This window comes from Polaromonas sp. P1_E12 (assembly GCF_056405975.1).
This window is the reverse complement of record NZ_JBFUBB010000001.1, coordinates 497544-515607: the sequence shown is the minus strand read 5'-3', so window position 1 is coordinate 515607 and position 18064 is coordinate 497544. Positions and strand designations below refer to the sequence as shown.

20 protein-coding genes are annotated in these 18064 nt (G+C 59.3%); 2 read left to right on the top strand and 18 right to left on the bottom strand.

All coding sequences use genetic code 11. From position 1 onward, the window contains the following. Window positions 1-79: 79 nt before the first annotated feature. The 14 genes from AC1D13_RS02515 to AC1D13_RS02450 all read right to left on the bottom strand — a co-directional run bounded on the left by AC1D13_RS02515 (window position 80) and on the right by AC1D13_RS02450 (window position 10081). Complete coding sequence (locus AC1D13_RS02515; RefSeq protein ID WP_477667533.1) at window positions 80-514, bottom strand: hypothetical protein; 435 nt, start codon at window positions 512-514, stop codon at window positions 80-82. A gap of 112 nt (window positions 515-626) precedes the next feature. After that, window positions 627-1085 (bottom strand): hypothetical protein, encoded by a 459-nt coding sequence (locus tag AC1D13_RS02510; RefSeq protein WP_477688879.1) that lies wholly within the window; start codon window positions 1083-1085, stop codon window positions 627-629. Between the two features lie 77 nt (window positions 1086-1162). After that, window positions 1163-1660: a YfbM family protein gene (locus AC1D13_RS02505; protein ID WP_477667535.1), complete on the bottom strand. Its 498-nt coding sequence runs from the start codon at window positions 1658-1660 to the stop codon at window positions 1163-1165. A gap of 91 nt (window positions 1661-1751) precedes the next feature. Then, window positions 1752-2222 (bottom strand): hypothetical protein, encoded by a 471-nt coding sequence (locus AC1D13_RS02500; protein WP_477688878.1) that lies wholly within the window; start codon window positions 2220-2222, stop codon window positions 1752-1754. Window positions 2223-2754: 532 nt separating this feature from the next. Next, entirely contained in the window at window positions 2755-3276 is a 522-nt protein-coding gene (locus AC1D13_RS02495; RefSeq protein WP_477667537.1) for a hypothetical protein, read from the bottom strand. 88 nt (window positions 3277-3364) lie between these two features. Then, window positions 3365-3592, bottom strand: a complete 228-nt coding sequence (locus tag AC1D13_RS02490) for a hypothetical protein (protein WP_477667538.1) — start codon at window positions 3590-3592, stop codon at window positions 3365-3367. Between the two features lie 646 nt (window positions 3593-4238). Beyond that, on the bottom strand, window positions 4239-4622 hold the full coding sequence (locus tag AC1D13_RS02485; RefSeq protein WP_477688877.1) for an RDD family protein: 384 nt from the start codon (window positions 4620-4622) through the stop codon (window positions 4239-4241). Between the two features lie 117 nt (window positions 4623-4739). Beyond that, complete coding sequence (locus AC1D13_RS02480) at window positions 4740-4967, bottom strand: hypothetical protein (protein WP_477688876.1); 228 nt, start codon at window positions 4965-4967, stop codon at window positions 4740-4742. A gap of 132 nt (window positions 4968-5099) precedes the next feature. Continuing rightward, window positions 5100-5504 (bottom strand): hypothetical protein, encoded by a 405-nt coding sequence (locus tag AC1D13_RS02475; RefSeq protein ID WP_477667730.1) that lies wholly within the window; start codon window positions 5502-5504, stop codon window positions 5100-5102. Between the two features lie 1522 nt (window positions 5505-7026). After that, window positions 7027-7428: a ribonuclease E inhibitor RraB gene (locus AC1D13_RS02470; protein ID WP_477667731.1), complete on the bottom strand. Its 402-nt coding sequence runs from the start codon at window positions 7426-7428 to the stop codon at window positions 7027-7029. Window positions 7429-7515: 87 nt separating this feature from the next. Next, a complete protein-coding gene (locus AC1D13_RS02465) occupies window positions 7516-7938 on the bottom strand; it encodes a hypothetical protein (protein ID WP_477667732.1) in 423 nt (140 codons plus the stop codon). 75 nt (window positions 7939-8013) lie between these two features. Continuing rightward, window positions 8014-8421, bottom strand: a complete 408-nt coding sequence (locus AC1D13_RS02460) for a hypothetical protein (RefSeq protein WP_477667733.1) — start codon at window positions 8419-8421, stop codon at window positions 8014-8016. A gap of 113 nt (window positions 8422-8534) precedes the next feature. Beyond that, window positions 8535-8900 (bottom strand): lysozyme inhibitor LprI family protein, encoded by a 366-nt coding sequence (locus tag AC1D13_RS02455; RefSeq protein ID WP_477667734.1) that lies wholly within the window; start codon window positions 8898-8900, stop codon window positions 8535-8537. Between the two features lie 872 nt (window positions 8901-9772). Continuing rightward, window positions 9773-10081, bottom strand: coding sequence for a hypothetical protein (locus AC1D13_RS02450; protein ID WP_477667736.1), 309 nt, complete (start codon window positions 10079-10081; stop codon window positions 9773-9775). Between the two features lie 164 nt (window positions 10082-10245). On the opposite strand from AC1D13_RS02450, the gene AC1D13_RS02445 reads away from it, so the two are divergent. Continuing rightward, window positions 10246-10524, top strand: a complete 279-nt coding sequence (locus AC1D13_RS02445; protein ID WP_477688875.1) for a phage integrase N-terminal SAM-like domain-containing protein — start codon at window positions 10246-10248, stop codon at window positions 10522-10524. Between the two features lie 266 nt (window positions 10525-10790). On the opposite strand, the gene AC1D13_RS02440 is transcribed toward AC1D13_RS02445, so the two are convergent. The 4 genes from AC1D13_RS02440 to AC1D13_RS02425 form a co-directional block, all read right to left on the bottom strand. After that, entirely contained in the window at window positions 10791-12365 is a 1575-nt protein-coding gene (locus tag AC1D13_RS02440; RefSeq protein WP_457279047.1) for a DHA2 family efflux MFS transporter permease subunit, read from the bottom strand. Window positions 12366-12459: 94 nt separating this feature from the next. Then, window positions 12460-13836, bottom strand: coding sequence for an EmrA/EmrK family multidrug efflux transporter periplasmic adaptor subunit (locus AC1D13_RS02435; protein ID WP_477688874.1), 1377 nt, complete (start codon window positions 13834-13836; stop codon window positions 12460-12462). A 59-nt stretch (window positions 13837-13895) separates the two neighbouring features. Continuing rightward, window positions 13896-15428, bottom strand: coding sequence for an efflux transporter outer membrane subunit (locus AC1D13_RS02430; RefSeq protein WP_477689139.1), 1533 nt, complete (start codon window positions 15426-15428; stop codon window positions 13896-13898). Window positions 15429-15534: 106 nt separating this feature from the next. After that, the gene (locus tag AC1D13_RS02425) at window positions 15535-16086 is read right to left on the bottom strand and encodes a MarR family winged helix-turn-helix transcriptional regulator (protein ID WP_457279049.1); all 552 of its coding nucleotides are present in this window, start codon (window positions 16084-16086) and stop codon (window positions 15535-15537) included. A 79-nt stretch (window positions 16087-16165) separates the two neighbouring features. On the opposite strand from AC1D13_RS02425, the gene AC1D13_RS02420 reads away from it, so the two are divergent. Beyond that, a complete protein-coding gene (locus AC1D13_RS02420) occupies window positions 16166-17950 on the top strand; it encodes an ABC transporter transmembrane domain-containing protein (protein WP_457279050.1) in 1785 nt (594 codons plus the stop codon). Window positions 17951-18064: the final 114 nt, after the last annotated feature.

Sequence of the window (18064 nt, the reverse complement as noted above, 5' to 3'; positions counted from 1 at the left end):
GAGTGAACGCGCCGCATCTTGCGGCGCCTAACGTTTGAATTAAGCGGCGTGCCGGAGGCACGTCCGCATGAAGGAAGGGTTAGGCAGCATTGCGCACTGAATGAATGATCTTGTACCCGAGGGCGCGAGCGGCAGGTGTATCAAAGTAAGCAGAGATCTGAACATGCCCCATGGGTGCGATGACATAACCGGAAATTGATTTATAGGAAGACCTTTCTCGGGAGTAATCTTCTTCCGGCAATTCGTATGTCAGCCGGATAAGCTTCCCGGTGCGTTCGATCTGTTGCTCGCCTCGAAGATCGCTGGCTGTTTCCAGAATTGAAGCTAGCCGCTCCTCTTCGGATGTGCCTTTGTCGTTCCCCCAAATGGTGACCCAGAAGGTGAGTGTTGCCCTCCAGAGAACAAGGCTTCCATCTTCTATTCGTCGATTAAACGTTTCAGGAAGAGCGACCGCCCATTCATCGGTCATTTGATAGGTTCCCGTGACAACTGGATAGTCTGGATGCAGGCTCATGGCGGCTTCTGATGTTGTCTAACGTCTGAAATGACCGGACCACGACGTTTGCGGCGAGACCGCCCTCTGCGGTTGTGGGTCCATGTCGATTGACCAGCTAAGTGGCATGGCCTCAAGTGTCGACAGAGATATGTGTCAATTTACCTTCTTCGAAGTAGCAGGTGTATAGAAATTTCGAGTTGTTAGTAAGACACTCGAGGGCAATGTCCCACTCAGCGTTTGGATCCCCGTCCAATGGCACGCCTACGCCGGCAAGAGTGAATGCCAGGCGCCAATCGGACGGAAGGTTTTCGCCGTAGATTTCCTTGTGGCGTTCCCCGAGCTCTGACAATACAGGCCCAACGACGCTATCAAGATCGGTTGTGACGCGCTGAAAGAAATCGATCTGTAATTGGGTGGGTTCCGCTACGTCGCGCGTATCGATCGAAATCGAAATGCCATCCTCACCCTCATACACCTCATGCACCCAGTAAGGACCTTTGGCCCCACTTTCCAATGTGAGAGTGCCAAACACTGGGTGCCCGAGCGTCACAGTGGGCGACCGGCGAAAGAGGTTAGACAGGAAACCCATTGTTCGTGCCATTTAACGTTTGACTTAAGGGGCCTGCCGAAGGCAGGTCCGCTTGAAGGAAGGGTTAGCCCGCACCCTCACGATAGCCATTGCAGTGCCCCGTCGCCTCGGGACGCCGCGTCTCGGTAGAAGACGACAAGCTGTTGGTAGCCTTCCATTAAATAGTCGAAAGCGTCTTCTCCGTCTCGCACCCAGATCACGTCCGGGTATATGTCCTTGGCTTTCATGTCTTGCGGATCGAAGCGCTCGCGCAATGCTTCCAAGGTCAGGTTCGAGAGCGCGTCCGAGACGGCAGAGACCTGAGCCGGCGTGAGAAATCGAGCGGGCCCATATCCGACCTCTGGGCCGAATTCTTCACCACCGACGACAGCAAGACTTAGCGGCAGCGTTCCACCTTCGGCCTGCCCGGTAAGCAGGTAGTGGATTCCATGCCAGGCTTTGTCGACATCGATGTAGTACGGTGGCTCATCTTCCCCGTCGTTGGGGTAGAGGTATTCCTCGATCGCCTCGGGATCGCTGCGCAGCTGATTGAGGGTCTCCGGCGATACGGCAGCAAAGCAACCAACCATTCCCATGGTAATGAACTCCTATTGATGATGAGTGCGGGCTAACGCCGCCGCTAAGATGCGCGCGCATTTTTTGCGCGCGTCGCTCTTGAGCGGCTTGTTATGTTTCTTCGATGCGAGAAAGAAATGCATGCGGGTCCTTTACGAAGCGTGTTGCTTCCGATTGCTTTGCGTATGCCAATAGCGATTCCGTGTCACAAGGGATCACGTGTTGAATGCCTGGGACCAAAATTGCTAATTCGAAGTCCTGCGCCAATTGCGAGACGGCAACGAAGAGTGCGTCATTCGGAGCTCGAAGGTCAAATCGAACGGCGAGTGATGAGACGGCGGTGCCCTCACGCCAAAGCTGGATGTCTTCTGTCTTGTCTGAACCCCAGCATAAGCATTCATTGTGCCAAGACTTACTGCCCGGCAAGAGCAAGCCGAGATGCTCGATGAGTTTTGGATCGGAGTAACCCAACCAAGCTATGGAGGCGTCACAACCTTCCTCAGTGAAGAGTGACGCAACATCGCCGCCAGCGTCAAGCCACTGCCTTGGAATGAGTTCAACCTTGAACTGCCAGAGCGCCATTAGTTGTTCTTAAGAAACATAACGTTTGGCATGAGCGACGTGTGGGAGCGGGCGGAGCCCGCTGGAACACGTCCGCTCGATGGAAGGGTTAGGCGTCAACATTCTCACGCTTGGCATAGATAATCGCGAGTAGCGAACCGAACGGAGGGTTTCGAATGAAGCGCAAGTTCGGCGCGGATATCAGCGCATACCCCGTGGAGCTCTTGACTGGGGTCTTCGATGCGATGAGCGTGTGTAGTGCATTGCGACGAAGCCCGAGATTTCGCTTGGCATTTGCAAGAAGTTCGCGGGTCGTTCGCCTCGGGCTCGCACCGGTCGCGGTGAGGTAAAACCCCTTCCAGTTTCCCATTCGCGCGAAGCTCCGGCCGTAGACGCCTGGTGCGTGCAGGCGAACACCGAGCGCGCGCTGTTGCAGGCTAAGCGGCCAGTCTCCGCGCTTGTCTTCATAGAATACGCGCGGGTCCTGCGCTCCCCGCGGTGTGTGGAGGAGCCAAAGGCCGTAGCGAAGAACAGTGCGTGGCATTGTTGACGTCTAACGTTGGACATGAGCGGCGCCGGGAAGCGTGGGTAGCACGCTGGAAGATGTCCGATCGATCGAAGGGTTAGGTGGCTTTGTGCGCCGCGTTGGCGGCAGGCCGCGATCGCTAACTTCGTCAGCCAGCAAGCCAAACAGCGCCATGCATACCAAGAGCGCCAAAGCCCACGGCAGATTGCTACGTATCCCTCCCGCAGTTTCTCCAAAGAAATGAAACCAATAGTTCCTTTGCTTTGAGGGAAGAAGCACCAAACAAATCGGAAGAGCAACACCCGCGAGAACGATGAGCCCGGTGCCCCAGAACCAATCGCGAAAGTAACTGAAGAAGGCTTCTGAATTCTCCCCGTGCGCATATGCCATGTACGGATTACTGTTCTTTCTTTTAATGAGCACCTCACCATCAATGAACGTTTCCCAGCCGAGGTAAAAAAAGTAGCTGCCAAAAGCGACCAATAGGGCAGACGCAATGAAGAGCCGTACGATCCCGCCCCTTCGGCTTGAAATGACTGATCGTGCCATAGCCGCCACCTAACGTTGGAGCTGACCGGAACGCAACACATGCCGCACAGCGACCTCCCGCAGGTGCGTTTCCGTGTCGAGCGACCAGTTAGAGCTTCTTGCCGTCGGCTTCATCGGTCACCATCTTTCCGTCCACTACGAACTCCTTCAGCGATGCGGCTTTTTTTCCCACTAAGAGGTAGTAGGCTCCAACACCGATGAATGCAAGCCCACCCAATAGAGGTTTAACTGGTACAGGTCCGTCACTGAGCAGGACGACAAATACGATAGCAATTCCAATTAAGACTGCGCCTCCACCGGCGATCTGATTTCTCATAATTCCTCCTACAGAAAAAGTTGTGAGCTGGCGGTATCACACAAGAAGCCGAGAGTGTCTGCCAAAGGCTCTAACGTTTGAGCTGCCGGGCGTGCCACACGAGCCGCGAAGCGGCCTTCTGCTGTGGCGCGTCCCAGCCGAGCGACTTGTTAAGGCGCATTCTTCACCTCCGTCACCATAACCACAAGCTTCCGCATGTGCCACGCAGTGTGCTCATGAAACACAGTACCGCGAGCAACGATGGATTTTCCCCTAGCAGCATACAATTTTTTTCGAAGTGCGGGATCCTGTGCGATGAGTTGAAGTTCGCTAACGCAAGGTTCGTCGGAGTTGATGGGGTTCAAACCATCTGCGTTAACAGATACGGGCGTTGCGAGCTTCATGATAGGGTACTTCATCGTCGTCCCATTGGGGTGTCGGGCACGCGCGAAATTCACTTTCCCCGATACCTCTACGACGCTGGGCTCATATTGAATCGGTCGGGCGTTGTCGCAGGTCTCCGCAACGGCCGGAACCATGGTTGCAACTAGAACGAGTGGTAGGTAGCGCATGCGCCCTTAACGTAGCGATGACCGGACCACCAACATGAGCGGTGGAGCCGCCTCCTGCTGTTGTGGGTCCGCGTCGATTGACCAGTTAAACCGCTTCACTCGCTGGACTCCAGCTGAACGACCTTGGTGCGGCCCAAATAATCGCCGAGGCGGCGCCGCTGCTTACCAAGAATAAAGACGGCATCAATCACCCCAAGCATCATCGCGAAATTCCTAACTAAGGATTGCCAGTAGCGGCAAGGTTCCTCAGTTGTGACGTGCACCACCGCCGTGCGCGTAAACCGTTTTCCCACGCTCTGCCCACCGGGCAATCCATCACACAAGAACACGTAGAGAAAGAAGCCTAGCAATGCTAGCTCCAGGGGGAGCGCGAGGGCTTTGGCGGAAATGTAGAAGATGACGCCTGCTGCGATTGCAACCAAATCGTCCAGGAATTGGGAAGTGAATCTCTGCCCAATAGACGCGAGGGGTTTGCTCATATGGAGGATTGCTTTCTCGGAACTGTGTTGCGGTTTAACGCTGAAGTTGTGGGACGGCGCAGCCGTCCCAAACGAACGACCAGTTAGGCAGCATCTTAAGTCCGGGGCGAGCGCATGTCATTCGTAGTCTTTAAGCAGGGTAGGGTTCCCGGCAAGAATGAGCTTGCCGTTGAAACGTACATGCCAGTCCGGATCGAATTCGTTGTGCGCGTGAATCTGTAGGCCGCCATCTACCAAGTCGATCGTAAGGGGAAGAAGGCCCGGACTCGGCCTCGCCAGCAACTCAACGGAATGGCCAGGCGAGAGAACTACCTCTTCCGGGATCATTTCCAAGAACAGGCGCATCTCGACTTTAGTGTCGTTTCGGAATTTTCCGACCGTAGGGTAGTGCGTAGGCTGCATTTGGTAGCTGTCTAACGTTTGACATGAGGGGCGGCCAAGGGCGCTAGCCCTTGGCCGCCCCTCTCGACGGAAGGGTTAGGCGTCATTTTTCGATGAGGAGCGTTTGAATGCATCGAAGACGAGGCCGGCACCGAACAGCACAAGAACTGGACCAATGCCTAGGGTAAGAAAGCCGCCTGTGTAGTTGGGATCGCGTTCCCAGAATGAGTTGTAGAGCACCCAGCAAACAATGCCGATGCCGATCGCCGCGCAGGCGACGCCAAACAGTGCTTGAGGAACACCCATAAGAAGCCCAGCAATGCGGCGAAGCCGACTGGAAGACGGCGAGGTGCGCAGCTCTCTACCGAAGTCGAACCAATACAGGATTACCAGCGGTAGCGCCACCACAAAGCCAATACCAAACCAGCCGTCTACTCGGAGAAGAAGTATTGATCCGACAAGTAGACACCAGGAGAGCGCGAGCTTTAGTGCGGGGGACACGATGACGCCTAACGTTGGAGTTCAGCGGACGCCGGGGGCGGTCCGCTGCAAAGACGGGTTAGGCGGCCGGCGCCCCACTGCGTACACAAGCGCACCACATACCAACCACCAGAAACCAATGAAGAACGCAGTAAAGAAAGCGAACCCGCTATAGGCGCTGCCCCGTTCGATTGTGAAAGAAGCAGAAACTGCCGGAAGCCCCGTTTGCAGCAACCATAACGGGGGATCAATAAAAACATCGCGTACCCAATGAGCATGGACAAGCGTGCCATCTGTTGCGACGACTATGCCAAGAAGAGCCACTGCTAGCAGTAGCCCAACCAGAATTAATCCGATTACTCGCCTCATCTCCGATAGCCGTCTAACGTAAAAATGACCGGACCACCAACATGAGCGGTGAAGCCGCGGCCTGCTGTTGTGGGTCCGTGCCGATTGACAAGTTATGCATCAGCACCTGCCGCCACTATTCTCACAAGTTTCCCCTGTGCGGCCGCGTACACAACAGCCTCCGCTATTTCTGAAGCCTCGCCCTCCGCGAACAGCACACCATCTGGCCAAGGCTCCGCGAACAGCGCTTTGAATCTGCCGCGAAGCTGCGGCGCGATTGAAATCCAACTGGTCGCCGGACCATCATCTCCGCAGTTCAGGCAGCGCAAAAAGTAGCTCCCGTATTCCACGAAGGCTCCAGACGTCGGCGAACCACAGCTGGAACATCGCTCAGCGCTCACTTTCTCACTCCCGAGGCATAACGTTGGAGGCCAGGAGGCGCCGAACGCGACCGCCTCTGGTCCGACAGATCAAGCCTATGCGGCATAGACAATGGTGACCACAAGCAAAAAAACATAGAAGGTAATGCCGAAGAACAAGAGACCGGTGTCGGTAATGACCCGCCTACCGGAGTTGAGCGGGAGCGAAGGCGATCCGCTTCGATTGACTGGTTAGGTACGTCACTACTGTTCATCACAAGACCCCGATTCGCACTCATATACGCTGACATACCTGCATGAATACGCCTTCAATTCGGAAAGGGACTCACACCAGTATGCGTCAACCCAATTCTTTAAAGTTCCGTCAGGCCGTAGGCTCGAAAACGTAGATACCCCAACAAACTTTGCTCCTGGATACGGTATCTCGTTCTTGCTTTGAGCAATGGAGAAAACCAGCAGATCGGAATCCCGAGAGACGTCCTCCTCAATGGCTATCGGAATTCCTGGCGCCTTTTCAATACCGATAAAGCAAAGAGGAAAGTACGTTCCCGATACTGAGACTGAATTGGGATACCAGGATAGCAGCCCTACGTCTTCCCACTCGGCCATACGGTTCGGGTGCCAAGTCCCGTTTGGCAGTTGCTGCTCCAACCGCTTCGGGACCCGATTACATTGCCCTGCGTGAACGGATGCACACCCGAGTCCCAGGACGGCTGCCGCAAGGTAGATGTGTTTGGTGAACATCGCGACCTAACGTACCAGGTAAGCGGCGGCAGATACGGCCGTCCGCTTGAGTGCCGGGTTAGATGTTGCGGTCATCGGACCACCTCGGCGCCCCAGCCATCGTACGCGCCTCCATTTGCCGAGGCTAAAGCTGAAAGATGTTCCCGGATCTCTACTAGGACCTTTAAATCTGGAACCATCGTTTTGCTCGCCTGAACAAGCCACTCGGATGAGTCTTGCGCGCCAGGCTTCACCTGCACGTCGTATCCGTGGAAAGATGGGTCTTTTGCCACGCGGTCTGCTGAATCTTGCGACGGCAAATACAAGAAAAAGTCGACCTTGTGCGGTTGATCCAGCTTGGAGCCAACTTGCCTCAGTTGGGACAGAACGCGCAAATCGGGAACTGCCACTTGGCCTGCTCTGTTCGCCGAGATGAGGACGTAAGCCAATACGGCCAGAATGGCCCCAATTGCAATGATCGTTGTAGCGGACATGTGGATATCTAACGTTGGAAGCCACCGGCACGCAGCAACCGTCGCGCGGCGGCAACCTGCTGCTGCGTGTCCGCGTGGGCTGACCAGTTAGCCTTCATCGCGCAGTGTTGGAAAGCTGAAGCTTAGCGTTGCTCCGAGTGCAACTAAGGCTTGCAGTGACTCAAGCTCAATGGCGCCGTCTTCGGAGTACTCAGAGTTCCGAACATCTATGACGAGGTCAATCTCCAGAAATTCAGGCGCAACAACTGCTCGAGCATTCTGCAAGTGTTCGACTCCGCCGAAGTGGTTTAACAGTTCTGGAATCATGCCGCGCATTGCTGCGTCCGGCGCAAAGGGCAGCTTAAATACTGCGGCGGACCGAACAGCGAGCGTAGAAACGCCAGGCTTGACCGGATGTCCCTTCAGGAGCACACGCGACGCTGTGGCACCCACTGCAGCCTCAACTTCAGATGGGTGGGCTGTGAATCCCCTGAAAGTCAGGGATGCAGATCGCTTGAGCGGTGCTTTCATGAAAGCTAACGCTGGCGGTAACCGGCACGCGCCGGGAGGCGAAGCCGACCAGAGCGTGTCCGGTTAACCAACTTGTTAGAACTTCTTGGCACAGCGCTTCAACGGTACTTGATGAAGGGGAAACAACCGCTTGACTTCAGCGTCTTGAAAGTCCAGTTTGACTACGCCTACTTTCTCGCCTGCGTTGAAATATGCCGTGAAGGGCGGTTCGTCCTTGCCGCCAAACTCAGGCAGCAGCCAAACCACCTTACCGTTGTATTTGGCCCCTCCTTCGCATGAATAGCAAAAGTCGAGGTTCCCAAATGACTTGGACTGCGCGCCGTTTATCAATACGACTGCCGATGGCTCCACCCGAAACCGCAGATCTGATTGGCACGACCGCGTCGCCGGCACCCAGTCGCCCAGGAAGTCCGGAGGAACCTCCGGAACAGCCCAAGCTGAGACCGTGAGAAGAATGGGCGCGAGAGCGATGATGTAACGCACAACCGTGCTTCCTGAGAAGTTCTAACGTCGGAGTTGACCGGCACGCAACGCTCGCCGCGAAGCGATGGCCTGATGTTGCGTGTCCGTGTCGGGCGACCAGTTAAGTCGAATGCTCATCGTATTACTCCCTCAACCATTTGTTCAAGCTGCTTCGTGCGCTCCTGCGTTTCAGACACCCGGCACTGCTCCTCGGCAACAACACACCAAGTGGTTGGGCAAGACCCTCCCCATTCTGTCTCGATTCGCCTTGCGCAAGAAGCGTCTCTAACCTCATGAATCCAAAGTCGTTGTTCGACGCGAAGCTTATCTTTCTGAACCTGCGATAGTGACGACATTAACCGCCGATAAACGAGGTTGAGTTCGGCATCCACCTTCTCGAACTCCGAACCCGCTTTCGATTGTGCGCAGTTTCGATCACACTCGGTTTGTCCGAAAGCCCCCGACGCAAACAGCATGAAAAAAAGCGCGGCGTATTTCATGCGACTTAACGTTGGAGGTGAGTCGCACACAACGGCTTGGCGCCGCGAGGTGCACGATCACCCGCGCGCCTCGCGGCGCCAAGCTGTTGTGCGTCGGTCTCGACCGACCTGTTAGGCTGCGCGCCGACTTTATGACTCATTTCGCTTGGACATCTTTGCTTGCTGTCGCCGCCGAGGACTGAAGGCGAACAAAGCCCCTCCTACCCCAACTACCCCCACCCCGAACATTGTGGTAATCAAGTACACGTTGCCGAAGCTGGCCAGCCAAAGAACCAAAGCTATTGCTATTGCGAACACAACGCCGCCGGCAACTTGAACTCGGCTCGCCGGTATAGCTGTGTCAGGGCGAAAAACAGTGGGCCGCCAGCCATTATCGGCAGAGAAGTCAGCGCCGCACTTCTCGCACCGGAGGGAAGCAACGTCGACTATAGAACCGCAATTCGGGCAGTACGACATAGCAGCCTAACGTTCGCGCTCAGCCGAACGGGCCAGCATAGCTGGCACGGGTCGGATGGAGCAAAGGGTTATGGATGCCACGCTGAACCTCTGGGACCTGCACTGGCGAGCAAGGCAGTTGCTTTGTCGATGATCGCGGTAGGAACGGCGGACCAATGCCAGTCACCAGCGTCAATGGACGCACGAACGAGTTGAACTCGCGCGGCTTCGGCGTCGACGCAGCCATAGTGCGCAACTGCCCCGCGCTCCCAGAGGTCGGCCGTGCAGCGACCATGAGCGAGTGCCTGCAGCAATTCAACGAGAGGCAACTGTGGATTCATGTCGTATAACGTTGGAGGCCACCGGCACGCAGCATGAGCCGCGAAGCGGCAACCTGATGCTGCTTGTCCGCGTGGGCCGAATTGTTAGAGCGAATACTAACGGAGCGGTGAGCCATTTGGATTGATCGCCTCTTCATCACGCCTCGTCGGGTAGTACTTCATTTTCACGTCAAGTTCGAAGAACAATAGGCCATGAATACCCATGGCATCTCGCTTCGGAATCCGGCGTGTCCAGATCCGCTCGAATGCCGCACCGAGCTCTTCACCCGGCCCCCGAGCGTAGACTTCATCGATAAAGGCAACGTCTTCTCCACTCGGATAGATGAGCGAGAACTCTTCGTCCGTCGCTTGGAAGATGTCATACACCGAGTTGATGGCACCGTCTATGACCTGGATGTTCTTCATGCGCTCTAACGTAATGTATGCCGCAAAACCTGCGGTATAACCTGGCGCTTGCAATCTAATCTGGACATTAAAACCTCCTGTAAGCCGCTTGCATGCTGGGTTTCAAGGAAATATTCTGTAAATCCAAAGAGTCATGAAAATTCCGTGGACCCCGCAATCCTCCCTTGCAGTCTGCTCGCTTGCTGGACCAGGTCCGGAACCGGTTTCGGTATTTGCACTATAGCCTTGGCACTGAGAAAACTTACCTGTACTGGGTCCATTTTTTTGTCCGATGGCATGGCCGCAACGGCCACATGACACATCCGCGCGACATGGGAGCACGCGAGGTAGAAGACGTATCCGTTTGCGCCTTGCACCTCGATGATTTATACCCATGTGTGGAACGTTGCCTCTGGCGGTACAGCCAGCCCGCTGGATGCCCTGCTCGCCTGAAATGCTATTGATTTGATAGCTGCCCGCGCACATCCGTATTGAGCTACAGCCCGTTTTATGCCTGAAAATAGGTCAAAAAATCGCCTTAGAGGCGGCTGCAGGGCCTTTGCGAGGCATGGGAGCGCCAAAACCCCTTGTTTTTGAGCATTTGGGGGCGGCCTTTAGATACGAAACAGGCCTGCAGACCAATGCAGACAGGCGCAAGCAGCTACTGATTTAATAGCAAAAAAAAGCGGCGCACAAAGCGCCGTCTTCGTTCCAGCCCCACGCAAGGGCCTCAGTGCGCGCCCGCAGCGGCATCCGCACTCCCCGCCCCCGCCTTGGTGTGCCGCGTCAGGAACACCAGCGGAATCAGCAGCAGAAAGATCAGCGCGGACACATAGAACACGTCGTTGGCGGCCAGCATGTAGGCCTGCTGGTCGACCAGGCGGTTGATGGTGCCCAGCGCCTGGTCGGGCGTGAGGCCGGCGCCGGCCAGGCCAGTGAGGGCGCTGTTGGTGGCGGTGCTGCCCTGGTTCACGTATTCGCTGATCTGCGCGTGGTGCATGGCGGCGCGGTCTTGCCAGATGGTGGTGGCAATCGAGGTGCCGAAGGAGCCGGCGGTGATGCGCACGAAGTTCGACAGGCCGGAGGCCGCGGGAATCTTGTCGGGCGAGATGCCCGACAGCGTGATGGTGACCAGCGGGATGAAAAAGAAGGCCATGGCCACGCCCTGGATGATGGTCGGGATCATGATGGTGCGGAAATCGGCCTGGGTGTTGAAGTTGGACCGCATCCACAGCACCAGCGCAAACACCATGAAAGCAAACGCGGCGAAGCGGCGCGGGTCTACCTTGGCGATGTTCTTGCCGACCACGGGCGACAACAGCAGGGCAAACGCGCCGACAGGCGCCAGCACCATGCCGGCCTGCGTGGCGGTGTAGCCCATGTACTGCTGCAGCCACAGCGGCAGCAGCACCACGTTGCCGAAGAAGAGGCCGTAGCCCACCGACAGCGCCAGCGCGCCGGCCCAGAAGTTGCGCTTCTTGAACAGCGTGAGGTCGACCACCGGGTGTTCTTCGGTGAGTTCCCAGATCACGAAGGCGATCAGGCCGACCAGGGCGATGATGCCGAGCGCGATGACTTCACCAGAGTGGAACCAGTCGAGCTCCTGGCCCTTGTCGAGCATGATCTGCAGCGCGCCGACCCAGATAACCAGCAGCGCCAGGCCCACCGAGTCGATGGGAAGCTTTCGCGTGACGCTTTCGCGCTTCCTGAAGATGCTCCAGGTGATGAAGGCAGCGCCGAAGCCCACGGGGATGTTGATGTAAAAAATCCAGGGCCATGAGATGTTGTCGGTAATCCAGCCGCCCAGGAGCGGCCCCATCACCGGCGCGATCAGCGTCGTCATGGACCAGAGCGCCATGGCCAGCCCCGCCAGCGCTTTCGGGTAGCTCGACAGCAGCAGCGCCTGCGACAGCGGGATCATGGGCCCGGCCACCAGGCCCTGCAGCACGCGCAGAAAAATCAGCGTGGTCATGTTCGGCGCCAGGCCGCACAGCCACGAGGTGATGACAAACAGGATGACGCTGGTGGTGAACAGCCGCACCTGGCCGAAGCGCTGCGACAGCCAGCCGGTGAGCGGCACGGCAATCGCATTGGCCACGCCAAAGCTGGTGATGACCCAGGTGCCCTGGTTGGGGCTGACGCCCAGGTCGCCGGCAATCGCGGGCAGCGACACGTTGGCGATGGACGTGTCGAGCACGTTCATGAAAGTCGCGGCCGACAGGGCCAGCGTGCCCCACAGGCGGGCAGAGCCTGTCAGCGGTGGCGGCTGGACATAGGCGGAGGCGGGAGCAGGTGCGGAAGCCATGAAAGCCTTGCGAATAAGGGGCTGGTGGAAACCGCTACGGAAAATCGCTGCGGTTGCGCGGTCTGGAAGTGCGGGTTGTCTGTGAGGCTGTGGCTTACGGCGCCACGCGGTTGCCAGCCAGCGACAGCGTGTGGCTGAACGCGAGGCGCTGCGCATCGGCGCCGGCCTGGGCGGGCGAAACAGCGCCGCCCTGCGGCAAGGCCGGCCTGGCTGCGAGGGCGGGCTTGGCCAGCTTCACGGATTTGCCGGTGTTGGCGGCAATGACGCGCTGCACATCCTTGTCGGCGGCATCGTCTGGCGTGCCGTAAGTCTGGCTGTGTGCCAGGGCGGCGTCGCGCGGGGCATCGGCCAGGGTCTTGCCGTCCTTGCTGCTCACGTCGACTTCGGCGTCCATCGACAAACCCACGCGCAGCGGGTTCTCGGCCAGCTGTTTGGCGTCCAGCGCAATGCGCACCGGCACGCGCTGCACCACCTTGATCCAGTTGCCGGTGGCGTTTTGCGCGGGCAGCAGCGAGAAAGCCGCACCGGTGCCGACGCCCAGGCCGGCCACCTTGCCTTTGTATTCCACCTTCTTGCCGTACAAGTCGGCCACCAGTGTCACGGGCTGGCCGATGCGGATGTTGCGCAGCTGGACTTCCTTGAAGTTGGCGTCGACCCAGACCTGGTTGAGCGGGATGATGGACATCATCGGCGCGCCGGCGGCCACACGCTGACCGAGTTGCACCGTGCGCTTGGCCACATAGCCATCCACGGGTGCCAGCAGCGCGGCGCGCTGTGTGGCCAGGTAGGCCTCACGCACCCGGGCGGCGGCCACCTGCACGCTGGGGTGCTGTTCGACGCTGGTGCCTTCGGTCAGGGCCTGGTTGCTGGTGAGCTGCTCACGTGCGGCGACCACACCGGCCTGCGCTGCAGCCAGCGCACTCTTGGCGGTGGCCAGCTGCGTCTGCGCGTGGTTGAGTTCTTCCTTGGACACCGCGCCGTTGCCGGTGAGCGATTGGCGGCGGTTCAGGTCGTCGCTGGCGCGGGCGATGTCGCTTTGCGCCTTGACCACATCGGCATCACGCAGCGCGATCTGCGCCGCCAAGGTGCCGTTGTTGGCGTAGAGCGTGCGCACCTGGCGCACGGCCTGGGCCAGTGCGGCTTCGGCCTGCTCCAGCGCAACTTTGGCATCGGCCGGGTCAAGCTGCACCAGTGTCTGGCCGGCTTTCACGAAGTCGGTATCGTCGGCCATGATGGCCATGACGGTGCCGCCAATTTGCGGGGTGATCTGGATCACGTTGCCCTGCACATAGGCGTTGTCGGTGGACTCGTAATGGCTGGCCACCAGGTATTCATAGGCAGACCAGCCCAGACCAGCAACGACCACCACGGCTGCAAGCGCGGACAGCGCCTTTTTGCGTTTGGGGTTTCCAGCGGGCGGCTGTGCTGGTGCATCGGAAGCTGGGGAGTTGGTAGATGTTGTGTCGCTCATGATGGTGTCAGGTGTTGGTTGATTCGGGAACGATGCGTTACTTGCGTTTGGGCCGGCGCCTAATGCGCTGCGGGCAATTTTTCAGAGTTAAAACCGGCTGTAGCCCAATCAGTACTTGCGCCAGCAGCTATTGTTTTTGTAGCACCTTGCGCCTGCTTCGCCTGCGCCGGGGCATTGCCGTAGCCGCCGCCCAGGGCGCGTATCAACGCGACCTGTGTGTCAAGCGCGCGGGCCGAGAGGTCTACCGCCAGGCGACGCTGGGCCAGCACGCTGGTTTCGGCCGTCAGCACATTGAGGTAGGTACCCAGTCCGGCCTTGTAGCGCTGCACAGCGATGTCATAGGCGCCTTCCGCGGCTTCCTGCGCGGCGCGCTGTTCGGCTTGCTGGCGCGTGATGGCTTGCGATGACGCCACCTGGTCGGCCACATCGCGCACCGCGTCTATCACGGCGGCGTTGTAGCTTTCGACAGCGGCGTCCAGGTCGGCAGTCTTGCCGCGCAGGTTGGCGCGCAGGCGGCCGGCGTCAAAAATCGGCAGGCGCAGGGCCGGCCCGACACCCCACTGCTGGCTGCCCGAGTCAAGCAGGCGGCCCAGGCCGATGCTGGAAAAACCGGCAAAAGCGACCAGGTTGACGTTGGGGTAGAACTGGGTTTTGGCGTTGGCCACGTCTTTGGACGAAGCCTCTACGCGCCACCGCGCGGCGGCAATGTCGGCGCGCCGGCCCAGCAGGTCGGCCGGAATGGCCGTGGCGGTTGCTACATTTTTGATAGCTGCTTGCGCAGGAAGGGAAAGGGCTGCAGTGCCATTTGGCTTGCCAATGAGGGCGTCGAGCGCATTGCGGGTGAGCGCCATCTGCTCTTGCAGGGTTTCGAGCTGCAGGCGCGCTTCGGGCAGGCCGCCTTCGCTCTGGCGCAGCTCCAGGCGGGTGTCCAGGCCGGCGTCAACGCGGTCACGCACCAGCTTGAGGGTTTCGTCACGCTGGGCGAGTGTTCGGCGGGCCACCGTCACCTGCTCGTTCAGGCGTACCAGCTGAAAGTAGGTGCGGGTCACATTGCTGGCCAGCAGCAAGCGTGCGGCCTGCGCGTCTGCTTCAGCGGCACTGGCGGTGCCCAGCGCAGCATCCAGCGCGGCGCGGTTCTTGCCAAAAAAATCAAGCTCCCAGCTCACCGCGAGCTGCGCCGTACCGCTGTTGCGGATGGAGCCTGCCAGTGGTGCGGGCACTGCGCCATTGGCGGTGTATTGCTGGCGCGTCAGGTCCAGTTGCCCGGTGACCTGCGGCAATGTGGCGGCATCGGCAACCTCGGTGACTGCCAGTGCGCGCGCCAGGCGGGCCTGCGCGAGCTTCAAGGTCGGGCTGGTTTGCAGGGCCTGGTCAACCAGGCCGTTGAGCTGCACATCGCCAAACTCGCGCCACCATTCGGCGGCCATGGGCGCCTGCGCCGGCGTTTGGCCGGCGGTGTCGGCAGCCAGGCCCAGCGAAGGCGCGTCACGCAGGCTGGAATGCGGTGCGATGCCCGACATGTCGGCACAGCCGGTGAGGCCGGTTGCCATCAGGCCCACGGCCACCACGCTGGCGGCGGCCACCAGGGCCATGCGGAAAGAGGCGCGCCAGAGCGGCAGGCGCGGCTCGGCGTGTTCGGACTGGTTCACCGAAACGCAAGCCGAGACAGAAGCGGACGCGCTGCAAAGGGTGTTGCTGTTATTTGTCATCTTTTTCATTCGCTGCTTGAAGGGCTTGAAGGGTCTGCGCTGTTTCAAGGATGCGGCGCAGGTAGCCTTTGAGGTTTTGCCACTCATCGACCGTGAAGCCGGCCAGGTGGGCGTTTTGCACACGGCTGAGCACCGCGGGGATTTCTTTTGCGGCTTCGCGGCCTTCGGGTGTCAGTTCGATGTTGACCACGCGCCTGTCTTCGCTGGAGCGGATGCGGCGGCAAAAGCCCTTGGCTTCGAGCCGGTCGAGCAGGCGGGTCATGGAACCGGCGTCGAGCTGGCACACACGGGCGAGTTCTGCCACCGTGGAGGCCTTGCCGAGGTAGATCTTGAGCATGGGCACCCACTGAGCGTTGGTGAGGCCCTGGGGCTCCAGTTCACGCGTGACCTGCTGGGAGACGCTGTTGAGAATCTGGCGCATCAGCGCACCGGTGCTTTGTCCGGCGTCGTAATCGGTCGCGCAATAAAACTCGGCCGGCAACCCGCACAAGGGAGTTGAAGGAATTGAGGTCGCTGGCGGACGGGTGGATTCGGATTTCATGGACACGAATAATACATGCCTAGACAAACATTGTCAAGGCTGTGTTTGTACAGACATCTTTTATGGCTAAACTCCCCGCATGGCTACTTCCTCCCTTTCCAACGCGCCCAAAGGCGCGCCCCGCTCCCTTTCCGGCCTCGTTCCCTTCCTGCGTCCCTACCGGGGGCGGATTGTTCTGGCGATGTTTTTCCTGGTGATGGCGGCCGTTGCCACGCTGGTGTTTCCGCTGGCCCTGCGCAGCCTGATCGACGGCGGGCTCAGCGCGGCGGACAAGGGCCAGCAGCTGATGGCGCTGCGCACCCATTTCTTTGAACTGTTTGGCGTGGCGGCGGCGCTGGGCCTTTTTTCGGCAGGCCGCTTTTACATGGTGAGCTGGCTGGGCGAGCGTGTGACGGCGGACCTGCGCAACGCGGTCTACGCGCATGTGGTGCGGCAAAGCCCCGAGTTTTTTGAAACCACGCAAACCGGCGAAGTGCTCTCGCGCCTGACAGGGGACACGACACTGGTGCAGACGGTGGTGGGCTCCTCGCTCAGCATGGGCCTGCGCAATGCAGTCATGGGCGTGGGCGCGCTGGGCATGCTGGTCTATACCAACCCTTACCTCATGGTGCAGGTACTGGTGGTGCTGGTGTTGATCGTCGCGCCCTCGGTCTGGTTTGGCCGGCGTGTGCGCAAGCTGTCGCGCGCCAGCCAGGACCGCGTGGCAGACTCCAGCGCGATCGCGGCCGAAGTGCTTAACGCCATTCCGGTGGTGCAAAGCTACACCGCTGAAGGCCGCGAAGCCGCGCGCTTTGATGCGTCAACGACCAATGCCTTCAACACCGCGATTCGCCGCACCAGGGCGCGCTCGGTGCTGGTGGCCTTCATCATCATCGCTACGTCGGCGGCGCTGCTGTGGGGCCTGTACCAGGGCACGCAGGCGGTAATGCGCGGCGATATTACGGCAGGGCACCTGGGTCAGACCGTGGTGTACGTGATCATCCTGGCCAGCGCGGCGGCCGTGCTGGGCGAGGTCTATGGCGACCTGCTGCGGGCTGCGGGCGCCACCGAACGGCTGATGGAGTTGCTGACGTCGCGTTCACCCGTGGCATCACCGGCCAACCCGGTTCCCGCACAAGTCACGCGGGCCGGCAGCGCGGTCAAATTTGATGCCGTGACATTTCACTACCCGTCGCGGCCTGCGCAGGCCGCGCTGACAAACTTTTCCCTGAGCGTGGCGCCCGGCGAAACGGTGGCCATCGTGGGGCCCAGCGGCGCGGGCAAGAGTACGGTGTTCCAGCTGCTGCTGCGGTTTTACGACCCGGCTTCAGGCCGCATCGAACTGGATGGCGTGCGCACTGCCGACATGGCGCTGCATGATTTGCGGCAGCGCATCGGCATCGTGCCGCAGGACGCTGTCATCTTCTCGACCAGCGCGCTGGAGAACATCCGCTACGGCAAACCTGAAGCCACTGATGAAGAGACCCGTGCAGCGGCCAGGGCGGCCTTCGCACATGAGTTCATCACAGCCCTTCCCGAAGGCTACGACACCTTCCTGGGGGAGCGCGGCGTGCGGCTTTCCGGCGGCCAGCGCCAGCGCATTGCGATTGCCCGGGCGATGCTGAAAAACGCCCCGCTGCTGCTGCTGGATGAAGCGACCAGCGCGCTCGATGCCGAAAGCGAACGCATGGTGCAGGCGGCCCTGGAGTCGGCCATGAAGGACCGCACGACGCTGGTGATTGCGCACCGGCTGGCCACTGTGCAGCAGGCTGACCGCATCCTGGTGCTGGACCATGGACAGCTGGTGGAGCAAGGCACACATGCCGAGCTGGTGAACCGCGGGGGCGTTTATGCGCGGCTGGCGGCATTGCAATTCACGGTGTGACGGCCTTGGCATGTGCGGGCTTCCCGGCTTTCGCCGCAGCTCTGGCGGCCATCAAAATCAGTGATATGCATTATTTGCATAGATTTTGCTCAACAATGCCTTGGACTATTTAGA